Raw genomic sequence first — 13,712 nt, 5'->3', positions numbered from 1 at the left:
GTCCGGTGTCTGGCCTTGGTCTGTCAGGTTCCGGTTGCGGGCCGCCGCCACACACATGCGTCTGCGGCATAGCTCTCATGTGCGTTGGGGAGTGGTTCTGCCCCTATTGGGCCTTGGCAAGCGGCAATGAGGCGCGTATAGGCACGGTTTGACCGACATCTCCCCCTATTTGCTCAGGAGTCTTTCGCATGATTGGCAGCGCAAACCTCAACATCATGATCAAAGCTGCCCGCAAGGCGGGGCGGTCGCTGGTCAAGGATTTTCGCGAAGTTGAAAACCTTCAGGTGTCGAGAAAGGGTGCGGGCGACTTTGTCTCCAAGGCCGATATAGCTGCGGAAAAGATCCTGAAAGAGGAACTGATGGGCGCGCGCCCGACTTATGGCTGGCTGGCCGAAGAGGGTGGCGAAGAGGAAGGCGCAGATCCGACCCGTCGCTGGATTGTGGACCCGCTGGATGGCACCACCAACTTCTTGCACGGTCTGCCGCATTGGGCGATCTCCATCGCGCTGGAGCACAAGGGCAAAGTTGTGGCCGGTGTGGTCTATGATGCGGCCAAGGATGAGATGTTCTTTGCCGAAAAAGGCGCCGGCGCCTGGATGAATGACACCCGTATCCGTGTCTCGGGTCGTCACCGCATGATTGAATCGATTTTTGCTACCGGTCTGCCCTTTGCCGGACGCTCGGATCTGCCTGCAACCTTGCAGGATCTGGCGCGGTTGATGCCTGCCTGTGCCGGTGTGCGTCGCTGGGGCGCTGCGGCGCTGGACCTGGCCTATGTGGCGGCAGGCCGCTACGAAGGGTATTGGGAACGCCGCCTGAATGCCTGGGATCTGGCGGCTGGTATCATCATCGTGCAGGAGGCCGGTGGGCTGATTGAAGCGGTGAACCCAGAGGATGATATCCTGTCATCGGGCGAAGTGCTCTGCGCCAATGAGGCGATTTTTGAGACCTTTGCCAAGGTGATCCGGGACTGATCGGGTCTGATAGCAGGTTTTGAAACGCGGCCCTTGGGTCGCGTTTTTTGTTTGACGGCTCTGGTTGAGAGAGCTGGCGGTTTCGCTTTTGCCTATTGGTCCGACGGGTGGTTCACGCCATCGTGCCAGGGGATCTCACCATAGGTTTCGGCATGTGCGCGCGGGTTGCCCCCGTCGATGCAACCGAGGTTGATCCCGCATTCCGCCGGGTCGGAGCGGCGTTGGTGATAGACATAGATGCCGCAGGTCTTGCAGAAATAATGCTTCGCCGTATGGCTGCCCCAGGTGTAGAGGCTGAGGTTCTCCGCCCCTTTGAGGATGCGCAGGCTGTCGGTGCGGGCGGTGACAGCGGCGGCGCCCCTGCGGATGCAGAAGGAACAATTGCAGCGGCTGGCTGAGGCAAGGCCGCGGGGTAGGTCGGCGCTGATCTCAACCGCGCCACAGTGGCAGCTGGCACGGCAGGTTGTTGGGCCGTCAGTGGTAGTGGCTGTGGGAGTGCCTGAGGTCATTGAGGCGGGCCTTTTCTAAGGGATGTGAGATGGCGCGTCATTATCGGCCCCACGGGCTATCTCGGCGGCTGTTCCTGTGGGCATCACGCGGGGATTTGCGTGCCACGCGGGGGATACGACTGGCAGAGTAGCTGACCTTGGGGTGGGGCGGCTGTCCATGGGTCTTGCCCCAATAGGTCGGTCCGCCCCGTCGCAGCCAGAGCGGGATCGTCAGCACCAGCCCGACGCCAAAACCGCCCGCATGGGCCCAATAGGCCACACCGCCCGCCTGAGGATCAGAGCCGATGCCGCCCAGAAATTGCATGCCCAGCCACACACCCAGCATCACAAAGGCGGGAATTGAGAAGACGCGGAAATAGATGATCAGGATCAGCAGGATATCGACGCGCGCCCGCGGAAAGAGCAACAGATAGCCGCCCATGACCCCGGCAATGGCGCCAGAGGCGCCGACCAGCGGCACCAGTGAATAAGGGGCGCTGGCCACATGGATCAGCCCGGCGCCGACGCCGGAGACAAGGTAGAAGGCGAGGAAGGTGAAATGGCCCATCTCATCTTCCATGTTGTCGCCAAAGATCCACAGAAACAGCATGTTGCCGCCAAGGTGCATCCAGCTGCCATGTAGGAAGGTCGAGGTCAGCAGCGTTTTCCAGTCGTAGCCTGATGTGACCTCTGCCGGGAGCAGGGCGTAGGCGTTGTAAAGCGCGGTCAGGCGGCGCGGGCTGTCATAGCCAAAATAGATCAGCGCAAAAATCGCGATATTCGCCACCATCAGCGCATAGGTGACATAGGGCGTGCGCCCGGACGGGTTGTGGTCACGGATCGGAAACATGGGGGAACGCTGGGCCGAATATGGCCCAGCGTCAAGAGCTTACCCGCGCGTCGCCTGTGCCAGTCAGGACATGCCGCCCAGAAGGGCCGCGTTGCCGCCCGCAGCGGTAGTGTCGACACAGACATGCCGTTCTGCCTGTACCCGTGCGATATCCGGCAGGCCGGGGATCAGCGGCAGAATTGGGCCGTCGTGCTTGGCTAGCTGATGCTCAATCTCGCGGGCGGTGGGTTCATCCCCCCACCAGATCACGCCGCCGGTGTCCACCATCGTCTGAAGAAACGCCATGTCCAGCGGGCCTGTGGCCTCAATCGCGGTACCACCCAAGGCGTGAACTGCACGGGCCTGCGCTGCAACAGCCTCCGGTCCCGGCCCAAGGCACAGGAGGGGCGGGCGGGAGAGCTGTGACAGCCGGTTGGATTCACCGGTGGGGCCGGGCAGGCTGGTGGTGACCTCCTGCATGGGCTGGCCCGTTGGGGCAGGCAGGCTGGTCATAGGTGCGGTCTCACTCGGCCAATCCGTTGCGGCTGACTGCCGGTCCGGCGCGCAGAAGCGCGCCATGTAGAAAGGGCCGCCTGCCTTGGGTCCGGTACCGGAGAGGCCTTCGCCGCCAAAGGGCTGACTGCCGACGATCGCACCGATCTGGTTGCGGTTCACATAGAGGTTGCCCGCGTGAATCCGGTCACAGATGTATTGCACCCGGTCATCAATCCGCGTGTGCAGGCCAAAGGTCAGCCCATAGCCCGTGGCGTTGATATCACTGATGATCTGGTCCAGATCCTGCGATTTGAAGCGCACCACATGCAGAACCGGGCCAAAGATCTCCTGTTCCAGTGCCTGAATGCCGGTGATTTCGATCAGGGTTGGGGCCACGAAGGTACCGCCCTGCGGTGCCGTCATTTCCTTCAGCACCCGACCCTCGGCGCGGGCGGTATCGATATGGGCGAGGATGCCTTTGCGGGCTGTCTCGTCAATGACCGGACCACTGTCGGTGGACAGGTTCCAGGGATCGCCAAGCCGCAGCGCATCCATCGCGCCCTTCAGCATTTTCAGCACATTGTCGGCGATGTCGTCCTGAAGATAGAGGCAGCGCAGAGCTGAGCAGCGCTGACCTGCGGATTGAAAGGCGCTTTCGATCACCGATTGCACAGCCTGTTCTGGCAGGGCGGTGCTGTCCACGATCATCGCGTTCAGCCCACCTGTTTCGGCAATCAGCGGCGCGCCGGGGCGCAGATGTTCGGCCATGGCGGCGCGGATCTTGAGCGCGGTTGCGGTTGAGCCGGTAAAGGCCACGCCGCCGACACGTGCATCGGAGGTGAGGGCGCCACCAACGGAGCCTCCGCCCGGCAGCAGTTGCAGCGCGCTGCGCGGCACGCCCGCCTCATGCAACAGCGAGATGGCACGGTGAGCAATCAATGGTGTCTGTTCGGCGGGTTTGGCCAGAACCGCATTACCCACGGCCAGTGCGGCGGCAATCTGACCTGAGAAAATCGCCAGCGGGAAGTTCCAGGGTGAAATACAGGTGAAGACACCAACCGGCGGTTCCGCCGGGATGCGCGCGGCGTAGTAGCGCAGGAAATCCACCGCTTCGCGCAGTTCGGCCACGCAATCGGGTAGGCTTTTGCCCGCCTCGCGGGTCAGCAGCGCGAACAGCTCACCGTAGTTTTTCTCATAGAGGTCGGCAGCCCGGTTCAGGATCTCCGCGCGGGTCTCAGCGCCGGCGTTCCAAGGGGTTGCGGCGCTGAGTGCGGCGTCAATCTCGGCCTCACCGGCCGTCTTCACATGGCCCACGGTGGTCAGGTCGGCGGGGTTGCGCACTGGCTCATCTGTGGTGGTTGTGGTCGCGGGCGCCTCGGCCAACAGTGGCTCTGCGGTCCAGTTGTTGCTCTTCCAAGGCGTGCGGGCGGCGTCGATGGCCGCAAGGGTGGGCGCGTGGCCCAGATCAAACCCCATCGAATTGGGCCGCTCCGGTTGGAACAGATCAGGCCCCTTGCGCAGGTTTGCGGTCAGATCCTCGACTTGTGCAAAGGGATCGGCGGCGACGACCTCGGGTGGGACAGTCTCGTCCACGATCTGGTTCACAAAGGAGCTATTGGCCCCGTTTTCCAGCAGGCGACGCACCAGATATGCCAGCAGATCGCGATGCGCCCCAACCGGCGCATAGATCCGGCAATGGGTGCGGTTCTGCTCCAGCACCATCTGATGCAGGGTCTCGCCCATGCCATGCAGCCGCTGGAATTCATAGGCGCCATTATCGGTCTCCTTCGCCATATGCAGAATCGCGGAGACGGTGTGGGCGTTATGGGTGGCGAACTGCGGATAGATCCGGTCGGTCATCGACAGGAGCTTGCGGGCATTGGCGATGTAGGACACATCGGTCAGCGATTTGTGGGTGTAGACGGGGAAGCCATCGACCCCTTCAACCTGGGCGCGCTTCACCTCCGTGTCCCAATAGGCGCCTTTCACTAGCCGCACCATCAAGCGGCGGTCATAGCGGTCCGCCATGTCATAAAGCGCATCCAGCGCTGCTCGAGTGCGCGGACCATAGGCCTGAACCACCACACCGAAGCCGTCCCAGCCTGCAAGGGCCGGATCGGAGATCACCTCCTCAATGACCTCAAGCGAGAGCGACAGGCGATCGGCCTCTTCGGCGTCAACATTGAGGCCCATGCCTGCCGCTTTGGCCAGAAGCGCCAGCGCCTGCAGGCGCGGGACCAGCTCTTCCATGACGCGGGTTTCCTGCGCCAGCTCATAGCGCGGGTGCAGGGCCGAGAGTTTCACAGAAATACCGGGGTTCTGGCGAATGTCCTCGCTGTTGCAGGCTGCCGCGATGGCTGAAATCGCCCGTGAATAGGCCAGATGATAGCGGGCGGCGTCCGCTTCCGTGCGGGCGGCCTCTCCCAGCATGTCGTAGGAGTAGGTATAGCCCTTGGCCTCCATGCTGGCGGCGCGTTTCATCGCGCTTTCGATGGTTTCTCCCAGCACGAACTGGCGACCCATTTCCTTCATCGCGCGGCTGACAGCGGTGCGGATCACCGGCTCGCCCAGACGTTTGATGGCACCGCGCAAGGCGGAGACGGGGCTGCGCTTCTCGTCCAGCACCTTGCCCGTCAGCATCAGTGCCCAGGTGGAAGCATTGACCAGTGAGGAGGTGGATTTGCCCAAGTGCTTGCCCCATTCCGACGGCGCGATCTTATCCTCGATCAGGGCGTCAATGGTGTCCGCGTCAGGCACCCGAAGCAGCGCCTCCGCAAGGCACATCAGGGCAACGCCTTCATCGGTGGAGAGACCGTATTCGGCGAGAAACACCTCCATCAGACCGGGGGAGGAATGGCCGCGGATGTCGCGCACCAGTGCCGCGGCATTGGCGCTGATGGTGCTGCGGTCCGTTGCGTCCAGATTGGCAAGCGCGAACAGCTGGTCCCGCATCTGGGCCTGATCGGCGTAGGTGCCTGCATCAATGCGATAGCGCAGGGCGTTGCTGTGCGCCGGAGTCGGCGCGGAAGGCATTGCGGGCGTGGTCTGGGATTGGGGCGCGGTCATGTTGGGAACTCTCCGAAAAAACCGTGGGCGATGCCAAGGTTGGTCGTTTCACACATGATATCGTGAATCGTGTGGGACAAACGGCCAAAAATGTGGAATATGAAGTGTAATGGGCCAAAAAGAGACGGTTTTTCGATGCAAATGGACTTTCCGGGAATGGATCGGTTCGATCAGGCGATTCTGGTCGCCTTGGGCGAGGACGGGCGCATGTCGATTGCGGATCTTGCGCGGCGCATCGGCTTGTCAAAGACCCCGACACAGGCGCGGTTGCGGCGACTGGAGGCTGAGGGGATCATCACCGGTTATCGGGCGTTGATCGATCCCATTCGGCTGGGGCTGGATCATGTGGCGTTCGTCGAAGTGAAGCTGACGGACACCCGCGAGGCAGCCCTGGCAAAATTCAACGCGGCCCTTGCGCGGGTGCCCGAGATCGAGCAGGCGCATTTAATGGCCTCACATTTCGACTATTTGCTGAAGGTGCGGACCCGTTCGATGTCGGCCTATCGCGCGGTGCTGGGCGAGAAGATATCGGCGTTGCCGCATGTGGCGTCGACCTCCACCTATGTGGCGATGCAGGCGGTAATTGAGGACAGCGCCCTGCTGCCGTGATTGCTTTGCCGGGCGGATGCGCGCGAAATCGTGATTTGTCCTGCAAGGGCTTTGCGCCAAGATTGGGGAATGCGACAGTTCTGGATTGCCCCGATTCTTGGTTTTGGTTTCGCTACGGCTGCGTCCCTCGCGCAGGCGGAGGGGGCAGGGCTGCCGCCGCCATCCGGCGATATTGCAAGCTGCCCGGCGGCTCCGGATCATCAGGGCGCGGTCGACCAGTTGATTGGTCGTGTGCAGGCTGCCCGGGATGAGGCGTCGGCGCAGCAGATTTCCAACCAGTTCTGGCAATATTGGGCAGATGCGCCCAATGCGCAGGCGCAGGCCCTGCTGGACCGTGGGATGACCCGGCGCTCAGCCTTTGATTTTCTCGGCGCGTTGGAGGCCTTCGACCGGCTGGTCGCCTATTGTCCGGAATATGCCGAGGGCTACAACCAGCGCGCCTTTGTCCACTATCTGCGGCGGGATTTCGCGGCGGCCCTGACGGATCTGGATCGGGCGCTTGCGCTGTCGCCGCGCCATGTGGCGGCGATGAGTGGTCGCGCGCTGTCGCTATATGGGTTGTCCCGTCTGGGCGAGGCGCGTGTGGCGCTGGAGCAGGCGCTGTCGTTGAACCCCTGGCTGCCGGAGCGGCACCTGGTGGCGCCGGGTGGACCACTGGCTCCTGAAGGGGCAGACCCCACCACGCCGGAGGTTGAACTGTAAGCTCTAGCACCGCTGCGCTCGGAATATTCATCAAATCCGTAAGATACCCCATTGTACCGCTGCGGCGTCCTAGGTAGGTCTGTGGTACCAGTAGGTTTGCCTGCTGTGCGGACGTGGTGGAATGGTAGACACCGGAGACTTAAAATCTCCTGGCCGTATGGCCGTGCGGGTTCGAGTCCCGCCGTCCGCACCAATCACCCTTTGATATTGCTGGATAATTTTCCAGCTTCGGGGTTCTGGCCCCCACTCTGGCCCCCACTTTATTGTTCGCTGGGGGCCTGAAATAGCCCGTCGATCTGGGCCACAGAGTAAACCTTGCGTGACCCTTCAAACGGAATGCTGGGCGTGATCTTGCCCCGTTGCACCATGCGATAGAACTTGTCGCGGCCAAAAGGCCAGCGCGGGGAGTTGATGGCCTGCGTTGCGGTCACATACTTCACTTCGTCGGTGATGATCTGATCTGCCATCATGTGCCCCCAATCATGATATCTAGCGCAAAGATTATACCGGCTGTTATGATGAGTGCGCCCGCGAAAGCCATTATCCTTAGGGCTTCACTTCTTCTCTTCTCGGCTTTTCTCAACAGTTCAAGGCAATCTTCGTAGTGCCTGCTCCTGTTTACTTCGATTTCGTTCAGCAGTTCATAGAATCGCGGGAATTGAATATACTCAATATCTCCGAACTTCGCGTTTTCTGGATCGTCCGTTACGCCCCAGTCGCCATGTTCTCCGCCGTTGCAGTAAACCCAAATTCTGTCTGGGAGTTCCATCAGGTGTCCCCCTTAGCCAGCGCGTCCACCGTCAACGGCTTCACTGCCACGTCGGTGGCGGAGCGGGTGTTCCATGTAAAAGCCTTATCATCAGGGTAAAGTGGCATCCTTGGGCCTTTCGCCCCACACCTCATGCATACTTGGTGCCGGTCCAATTCCTCAAGATCCACACAGCCGCAAAACGGACACGGCTTCAGTTCAGGTGCTTCCATCCTCAGTCCTCCAGTGCTGCTTTAATGCGGGCTTCGTAGTCGGCTTGGGCTGCGGCTTTGGCGTCTTCCTCACTATCTGATCCTGAGATGAAGACATCACCTGCGAAGCTATCGAAATAAGTTCGCCATTCGCCGCTGTTTTCGTGATCTTCAACCCAATAGGGTCCGATCAGGGTAAGAGAGTTCTCTCTGTACCCCATCGCATGTTCTTCATCCTCTGACCACACCAACGGCTTGACCTTCACCCCATCCGCGCTTTCACGGGCTTGGCGGTAGGTGGTGAGGGTGTGGTGGATCACTGATAAATTTTCTTCAACATATCCCAGCACCCTATGAATAGTCATCAGCTGCGACTGAGCGGTTCTTCCAACGACGGCTTTCTCTAGATCTACTTTGCAAGCGGCCAGTAGATCTTTAGCGTCTTGGCACTCCGCCAGCGCATCCGCTGCTTTAATCAGGTCGGTCATTGGGGGTCCTTTGGTGGTTCAGGTAGGGGCATCCAGTGGGTCAGAAACGGCTCATGGTAATTTGTATGAAAATCGCTCTGCGCCTCAATCGACCTATATCCGTCGCACTTCCCTACCCAAGATTTTCCATCCCATTCAACGATAGAAAAATCTGGTGAGAATTTACCACTAGGAACATACACGGCTAGTATTTCCGTCCCATCCTTCGGCGCTGTCTCAATCGGTTGCCAGTCCATCACCCCTCCCCCTCAGTGCTGGTGGACTTGAGGGCGCGGATGGCATCAAACATGCACGACACTGCGCAACGCATGTCATCCCCGTATGTGGATTCGATGTAATTCAGCGCGGTCTCATCGTCAGGGCAGCCGTAATCCGCTCTTCCTGCCTGCAGTTGGGCGCGGAGAGTTTCGTTTTCGGATAGGAGGCGTTTGGTCTCTTCCCAGAGCGTGTCTAGGCACGGTTCAGAAAGATCGCTCTCAACGCAAAGCATAAGCTGTTCAATTTGGGTCAAGCGGTCGCCACCTGCCACCGCCTCTTTGCCTGCATCAGTCATGTGCGTTCTCCAGCATCTTGCGCAGCTGTGCTTCTTGGGCGGCCCGTGCGGCGGCCCATGCGGCGTCCCGTGCGGCGGCCCGTGCGGCGTCCCGTGCGGCGTCCCGTGTGGCAGCTCCGGCGGCGGCCCATGCGGCGTCCCGTGCGGCAGCTCCGGCGGCGGCCCATGCGGCGTCCCGTGCGGCGGCCCGTGCGGCGTCCCGTGCGGCGTCCCGTGCGGCGGCCCGTTCTGCTTCGGTGGCGTCGTCGTTCCGCAGCATGGCGATCTGATCGCGCACACGCGTGTCGTTCGGGAACTCGGCCTCAAACAAATGCAAAACCTGCTCAGCGCACCACGCTTGGAAATGACGCGCTAGGCGGTCGTCAGGCATCGCGTAGGACAGAACCCAAAGTGCGTCGTCAAAGCCATTGCTGTCCAGCACCTGCAGCAGCGTGACCGGCTCATCATCGGCCTTGGTCTTGCCGAGGGTCTTGAGCAGCTTGGCGTAACCCTCCTCGCAAGCCCGCCCACTTCCAGGGCTACCCTCGCGAATGCGCTTGAGCGTGGTTGTGCTGTTGTATTTCAATTCAGTCATGTGTGTTCTCCGTTCAGGCGCTCAAGCAACGATCAGGTTGCCCATGCGGTGTTGTGCGATAAGGGTTTCCCCAAGGGCGCGGGTCACATCATCCCAGCCCCAGAGTTCGCCGTTTCTGCGCCGATCCAGCGCGTCGTGGCAGTCAGAGCAGGCGAAGACCGCGAGGAAATCCATCGGCTTCTCTGCGGTCCCGGCCCAGCCAAATGCGCGTATGTGGGAAAGGCTGGTGGTCTCAGGGTTGCTGTTGCAGCAGGGCAGGCGCAGTGTGCAGGGTTGACCTTTAGCGGCGGTGCGCAGCTTGGTCGTCTTCGGGCCGCTTGCCTTCATCGGCTTGCGGGGTGGCTTCGGAGGCTTGGCGCCTTTCAGGCCGAGTGGGCCGCGTCCCATGAGGTCGGTCATGCAAACTCTTCCTCGTACTTAAGCGCTTCCGGGTCCGTCAGTCGAAAGCCCAAGCCGGACCAGTGCCGCTGCATTTCGTCCATAAAGGCGGTCATTTGCTTCACGGTCATCAGCCGGGTTACGGGAATGTCCAGGTTCTTCATCGCAGCAAGTTTGGTTTCGTAATCGAGCGGGCGCATGGTGCGGTCATAACTTTGCCGGAACGCCTCGTTCTCCGCCCGCAGGATGGGAACCCCAAAGTGCAGCTTGCAGTATGCGCGCACCTCCTCATGGGTTTCGTCCTCTTTCTGGCGTGAAACGTCCGTGAACCAACGCTGAGCCAGACGGTTCTGCCTGCCCCGCCGAGCGGCCCCCTTCGTGATCGTAATGGTGAGCGGGAACTTGTCTCGCGCGCCAAGAAAGTCCGCGAGCGGCCCAATACCCTCCTTTGAATTTAAGACGCGCGTTGCCATTTGTTCCGCCTCCCTATTCGCCGTGGTACTGCCAAAGAACTGCGTTGCAGTAATTATGCACTGCACCAATGGTCATTCCGGTTTCGTGGCTGTGATGAAGGTGAACCGGGTATTTCCGGAAATTCTTGGGGAACAGGCCCCAGTTGATCCGCTTGCGCAGGATGCGCTTCGCCGGCTGTCCGGCCAAGTCGGCGCCGCAATGCTGGCACTTGCCCCCCTGCTCCTGAGCATACTGCTCGCGGACTTCGCGGCGCTCCATCCAGTGCAGGCGATCATAGTTGACAGGCAGCTCATATCGCCCCATTACCCACTCCCCGCCATCGACCACTCAGCGGCCATGACCTCTTTGACCTGTTCCAGGCTCTCACCAGTGCGCGTGGCGGTTTCCTCAAGACACGTTTGGACCGTGTCCTCGCAGAGAAATGACACCAGCCGTCTGGCCTCGTCTTCTACCTGCTCATAGGTTTTGCGGATTTGCTTTGGAGTGGCCATTAGAAACCGGCCTGCAAAAAGCGCTTGTGGATCTCGCGAGTGCGGTGGACGTCATCGCGGCAGTATTCCGCAATCTTGTCGTGTTCGCCTGCCGCCCATGCTGCGGCAACCTGAGAGCCGTCAAAACCGTCTTTACCCTGAATGCCGAGGATCTGGCACAGTTCGTCCATGCTGATCCAGCCGGTTCCTCCAGCCCATGCCGTCATGGTGTCCACGATTGACCGGTCCCACGGCTTCGGATCACGGGGGAAGCTGTTCGGAGCAGGCATCCGCACCCCAAGATAAACCGCCCGCTTGCGGAGAAAGCCGATATCAAACCCCGCGATATTGTGGCCCACCAGTGTTTCGCTGTGGTACGGGTCGAGGTCCGCAAAGAAATCTGCGAGAATATCGCGCTCGTCAGCGGTGGTTTTGGCGTGACGCACACTGATAGGGCTGTCGTTTTTCGCCCATGCGATGGTGCAAACACGGCCGCGCCCGCCGTCGAAGCTGGTCTTCGCAAGCGCGTCAATAGCGGCGCTCTTGCGATTCTCAGCCAACCACTTTTCAATGCTTTCCGGCTTTTTCAAGTTGGCAGGAGGCTTCACTTTACGTTCGAGGTCATGCAGGTAGCTTTCATCCTGGCAGGGGATGGTTTCGATGTCGAAATAGACGAACCGCTGCGCGGCGTAGGCTTCTTGTATGATGGACATATCAAGGGGCATGTGGAGGCTCCTTATGCGGGATTTCGTCGCCTGTGATTTGCTCGGCGGGGCTTGGGTTGGCCGCGTCAATCTTGCTTTGCAAGCCCTTCGCAACAGCGTCGAACCGGTTGGCGGGGAACTGTTCAAGGCTGGGGGCACCGACCTTGGCGCAGATATCCTGCTCGGTGACGCCCGCAGCCTGCGCCAGATCCCGTAGCTTGGTGTATTGTCCAGCGGAGACGGTCTGCACTTGCGGGGCTGCCTTCGCGGCAGCGTTCCCGTCGTCGTCCTCCGGGGCAATCCCAGCCATCGCCATCAGGCCATAGCGGCGCGCATAGGTGACGGCAGATCCGTATCCCTGCATGTCGTTCTTGCTGACGATCAGAGGCACCCGGCATTCCAGTGTTTCGCCGGTCTCGCCGTGGATCAGTATGGTTTTGACATAACGCCCGGTGTCGTCGTCAGTGGTCGGCTGCACAACCGCGATGCCGTTCTTATTCAAGGCAGGAAGGCAGGCATCCATAACGTTGCCGAGGTCGGCGTATTTGCTGCGGAAATGCGGATTGTTCGCTTGCTTGAGGGCCTTGCCCATTTCCATCTGAGCGGCAGACAGGGCAGAGGCAATTGACTTGTGCCCTACTGCGGTATCTAGAGCGGGGATCGCTTCATGTTTGGTCATTGTCTCACCTTTCGGAAAAGACCCCCGGCGCGAGTATGGGACAGGATGCGCCGGGGGAGAGTTGGCCGCGCGTCTTGGTGCGCGGCTCAGGGAGGATCAGATTGCAGCGCCGGCCATCCACGCGATGAGGCGAAGAATGGGGCCAGCGGCGAGATACGCGCCAGCTGCACAGAGGAACGCGAGGAACCAGACGCCCCAGATAAAGGCGTCGCTCAGGCTCTCCCGAAAGCGCTCTTGGTCAGCTTCGCTATTGAGCGTTTCGCAGGCGTCAGCGACACAGCCGGGATTGCCAGTATCCAGCCCCCGGCGGGGCTCCCGTGAGTGGTCCGGGGGCAGAGGCCCCGCCGGGGTGGAGGCTGCAGCGTAGTCAGTGCGCAGCTTTTCGATGGTCTTGCCGATCCGGTGGACGTTGCAGGCGCTATTCATGGCGTTGACTGCGCGATTGTCTTGGCTGCAAAGCGGAGGCCTTGAGCCTTGTGGAATTGAGTGATCTCGCCCTTCGCCTTTTTCTCCATCGCTGCGGCCTCCGTCTCAAAAAGCTTGATGATCAGGTCAGGCAGCGCAGGGTGCGCATCCTCAAAGCAGTTCCGCACAGCATCTGAAAGCGATGAGATGTCGCTAAAGCCAGTGCCAAGAGGTGCGGTCACGTCAAGGTCGCCGCCTATCGTCTTGTAAATGCCGTCATCGCTAGGAATGACGTGGATAGGGTGAATGGTCATAGCGCTCACTCCGCTGCGATTTGATGGATAGGGGCGGCGTAATCCGCCGGGTCGAACTCAGCGCCGTCATCGTCAATGATGCTCTCGCCGTCGTTCAGTGCTTCGGTGAGCTGCGCCTCAATGATCTGCTCTGCGCGGGTCACGTCCGCCTTGCCGAAGATCTCGGCCAGCTCATCGCGGGAGTGCAGGACGTCCTCAACAACTGCATCAGCGATTGAGGCGTAAACACCATGACCGCCAGCGCAGCCAACAGAGGCGTCAGGCGCGTCGTAATCGGTGGTGAAAAACACCTGCGCCATGCACTCGATATCGTCGCCGAGGTAGATGGTCTTGAATACGCGGTCTTGCATGTTGGCTCTCCCGTTGCTTGAGAACCAACATAATGTAGGAAAAATCCTACGTCAATAAATAAAGAGGATAAATCCTACAATTTATTTTCACCCATCGCCATAGATGCTACAAGGGTGATGCCACCCCTCAGCTCAAAACTCACTGCATAGCGCGCAAAGAAAAACCCCGCCGAAGCGGGGTTGTCGATTTACAATAGAGC

Annotated in this window: 21 protein-coding genes and 1 tRNA gene; 4 read left to right on the top strand and 18 right to left on the bottom strand. The window is 60.4% G+C overall.

The window, feature by feature from the left end; translation table 11 throughout:
• Positions 1 to 188: 188 nt before the first annotated feature.
• Complete coding sequence (locus GAL_RS11245; RefSeq protein ID WP_024097705.1) at positions 189 to 974, top strand: inositol monophosphatase family protein; 786 nt, start codon at positions 189 to 191, stop codon at positions 972 to 974.
• Between the two features lie 92 nt (positions 975 to 1,066).
• Here GAL_RS11245 and GAL_RS11240 read toward each other — a convergent pair whose 3' ends face one another.
• From GAL_RS11240 to putA, 3 genes are all read right to left on the bottom strand, one after another.
• Positions 1,067 to 1,483, bottom strand: coding sequence for a GFA family protein (locus GAL_RS11240; protein WP_024097704.1), 417 nt, complete (start codon positions 1,481 to 1,483; stop codon positions 1,067 to 1,069).
• A 40-nt stretch (positions 1,484 to 1,523) separates the two neighbouring features.
• Complete coding sequence (locus tag GAL_RS11235) at positions 1,524 to 2,312, bottom strand: rhomboid family intramembrane serine protease (protein ID WP_024097703.1); 789 nt, start codon at positions 2,310 to 2,312, stop codon at positions 1,524 to 1,526.
• A gap of 63 nt (positions 2,313 to 2,375) precedes the next feature.
• Positions 2,376 to 5,819: a bifunctional proline dehydrogenase/L-glutamate gamma-semialdehyde dehydrogenase PutA gene (putA, locus tag GAL_RS11230; RefSeq protein ID WP_040104147.1), complete on the bottom strand. Its 3,444-nt coding sequence runs from the start codon at positions 5,817 to 5,819 to the stop codon at positions 2,376 to 2,378.
• Positions 5,820 to 5,987: 168 nt separating this feature from the next.
• On the opposite strand from putA, the gene GAL_RS11225 reads away from it, so the two are divergent.
• From GAL_RS11225 to GAL_RS11215, 3 genes are all read left to right on the top strand, one after another.
• Positions 5,988 to 6,461: an Lrp/AsnC family transcriptional regulator gene (locus tag GAL_RS11225; protein WP_024097701.1), complete on the top strand. Its 474-nt coding sequence runs from the start codon at positions 5,988 to 5,990 to the stop codon at positions 6,459 to 6,461.
• A gap of 69 nt (positions 6,462 to 6,530) precedes the next feature.
• Positions 6,531 to 7,163, top strand: coding sequence for a tetratricopeptide repeat protein (locus GAL_RS11220; RefSeq protein WP_024097700.1), 633 nt, complete (start codon positions 6,531 to 6,533; stop codon positions 7,161 to 7,163).
• 107 nt (positions 7,164 to 7,270) lie between these two features.
• A tRNA-Leu gene (locus GAL_RS11215) sits at positions 7,271 to 7,356 on the top strand.
• A 67-nt stretch (positions 7,357 to 7,423) separates the two neighbouring features.
• Here the strand turns inward: GAL_RS11215 and GAL_RS11210 are convergent.
• The 15 genes from GAL_RS11210 to GAL_RS11140 all read right to left on the bottom strand — a co-directional run bounded on the left by GAL_RS11210 (position 7,424) and on the right by GAL_RS11140 (position 13,512).
• Positions 7,424 to 7,630 (bottom strand): hypothetical protein, encoded by a 207-nt coding sequence (locus GAL_RS11210; protein WP_043939785.1) that lies wholly within the window; start codon positions 7,628 to 7,630, stop codon positions 7,424 to 7,426.
• Complete coding sequence (locus GAL_RS11205; RefSeq protein WP_024097698.1) at positions 7,630 to 7,932, bottom strand: hypothetical protein; 303 nt, start codon at positions 7,930 to 7,932, stop codon at positions 7,630 to 7,632. The genes GAL_RS11210 and GAL_RS11205 overlap by 1 nt, the downstream gene beginning before the upstream one ends.
• A gap of 214 nt (positions 7,933 to 8,146) precedes the next feature.
• Complete coding sequence (locus GAL_RS11195; protein ID WP_024097696.1) at positions 8,147 to 8,611, bottom strand: hypothetical protein; 465 nt, start codon at positions 8,609 to 8,611, stop codon at positions 8,147 to 8,149.
• The gene (locus GAL_RS22995) at positions 8,608 to 8,847 is read right to left on the bottom strand and encodes a DUF551 domain-containing protein (RefSeq protein ID WP_024097695.1); all 240 of its coding nucleotides are present in this window, start codon (positions 8,845 to 8,847) and stop codon (positions 8,608 to 8,610) included. Before GAL_RS22995 ends, GAL_RS11195 begins: the two co-directional genes overlap by 4 nt.
• On the bottom strand, positions 8,847 to 9,164 hold the full coding sequence (locus tag GAL_RS11190) for a hypothetical protein (RefSeq protein WP_024097694.1): 318 nt from the start codon (positions 9,162 to 9,164) through the stop codon (positions 8,847 to 8,849). The genes GAL_RS22995 and GAL_RS11190 overlap by 1 nt, the downstream gene beginning before the upstream one ends.
• Entirely contained in the window at positions 9,157 to 9,738 is a 582-nt protein-coding gene (locus GAL_RS22500; RefSeq protein WP_024097693.1) for a hypothetical protein, read from the bottom strand. The genes GAL_RS11190 and GAL_RS22500 overlap by 8 nt, the downstream gene beginning before the upstream one ends.
• Before the next feature lie 21 nt (positions 9,739 to 9,759).
• Positions 9,760 to 10,137: a DUF1364 domain-containing protein gene (locus tag GAL_RS11180; protein WP_024097692.1), complete on the bottom strand. Its 378-nt coding sequence runs from the start codon at positions 10,135 to 10,137 to the stop codon at positions 9,760 to 9,762.
• The gene (locus GAL_RS11175) at positions 10,134 to 10,589 is read right to left on the bottom strand and encodes a hypothetical protein (protein WP_024097691.1); all 456 of its coding nucleotides are present in this window, start codon (positions 10,587 to 10,589) and stop codon (positions 10,134 to 10,136) included. The genes GAL_RS11180 and GAL_RS11175 overlap by 4 nt, the downstream gene beginning before the upstream one ends.
• A gap of 13 nt (positions 10,590 to 10,602) precedes the next feature.
• On the bottom strand, positions 10,603 to 10,893 hold the full coding sequence (locus GAL_RS11170; RefSeq protein ID WP_024097690.1) for a hypothetical protein: 291 nt from the start codon (positions 10,891 to 10,893) through the stop codon (positions 10,603 to 10,605).
• Positions 10,893 to 11,081 (bottom strand): hypothetical protein, encoded by a 189-nt coding sequence (locus GAL_RS11165; RefSeq protein WP_024097689.1) that lies wholly within the window; start codon positions 11,079 to 11,081, stop codon positions 10,893 to 10,895. Before GAL_RS11165 ends, GAL_RS11170 begins: the two co-directional genes overlap by 1 nt.
• On the bottom strand, positions 11,081 to 11,785 hold the full coding sequence (locus tag GAL_RS11160) for a 3'-5' exonuclease (RefSeq protein ID WP_024097688.1): 705 nt from the start codon (positions 11,783 to 11,785) through the stop codon (positions 11,081 to 11,083). Before GAL_RS11160 ends, GAL_RS11165 begins: the two co-directional genes overlap by 1 nt.
• Positions 11,775 to 12,443, bottom strand: a complete 669-nt coding sequence (locus tag GAL_RS21960) for an ERF family protein (RefSeq protein WP_024097687.1) — start codon at positions 12,441 to 12,443, stop codon at positions 11,775 to 11,777. Before GAL_RS21960 ends, GAL_RS11160 begins: the two co-directional genes overlap by 11 nt.
• A gap of 96 nt (positions 12,444 to 12,539) precedes the next feature.
• Positions 12,540 to 12,869 carry a hypothetical protein gene (locus GAL_RS11150; protein ID WP_024097686.1) on the bottom strand — a complete coding sequence of 110 codons (330 nt, stop codon included), beginning with the start codon at positions 12,867 to 12,869 and terminating at the stop codon, positions 12,540 to 12,542.
• Complete coding sequence (locus GAL_RS11145) at positions 12,866 to 13,162, bottom strand: hypothetical protein (protein WP_024097685.1); 297 nt, start codon at positions 13,160 to 13,162, stop codon at positions 12,866 to 12,868. Before GAL_RS11145 ends, GAL_RS11150 begins: the two co-directional genes overlap by 4 nt.
• 5 nt (positions 13,163 to 13,167) lie before the next feature.
• The gene (locus GAL_RS11140; protein WP_024097684.1) at positions 13,168 to 13,512 is read right to left on the bottom strand and encodes a hypothetical protein; all 345 of its coding nucleotides are present in this window, start codon (positions 13,510 to 13,512) and stop codon (positions 13,168 to 13,170) included.
• Positions 13,513 to 13,712: the final 200 nt, after the last annotated feature.

Origin of the sequence: Phaeobacter gallaeciensis DSM 26640 (assembly GCF_000511385.1) — a bacterium.
GTDB classification, from domain to species: Bacteria; Pseudomonadota; Alphaproteobacteria; order Rhodobacterales; family Rhodobacteraceae; genus Phaeobacter; species Phaeobacter gallaeciensis.
Note: the sequence above shows the minus strand (reverse complement) of the source record. Positions and strands in the feature narration are given on the sequence as shown.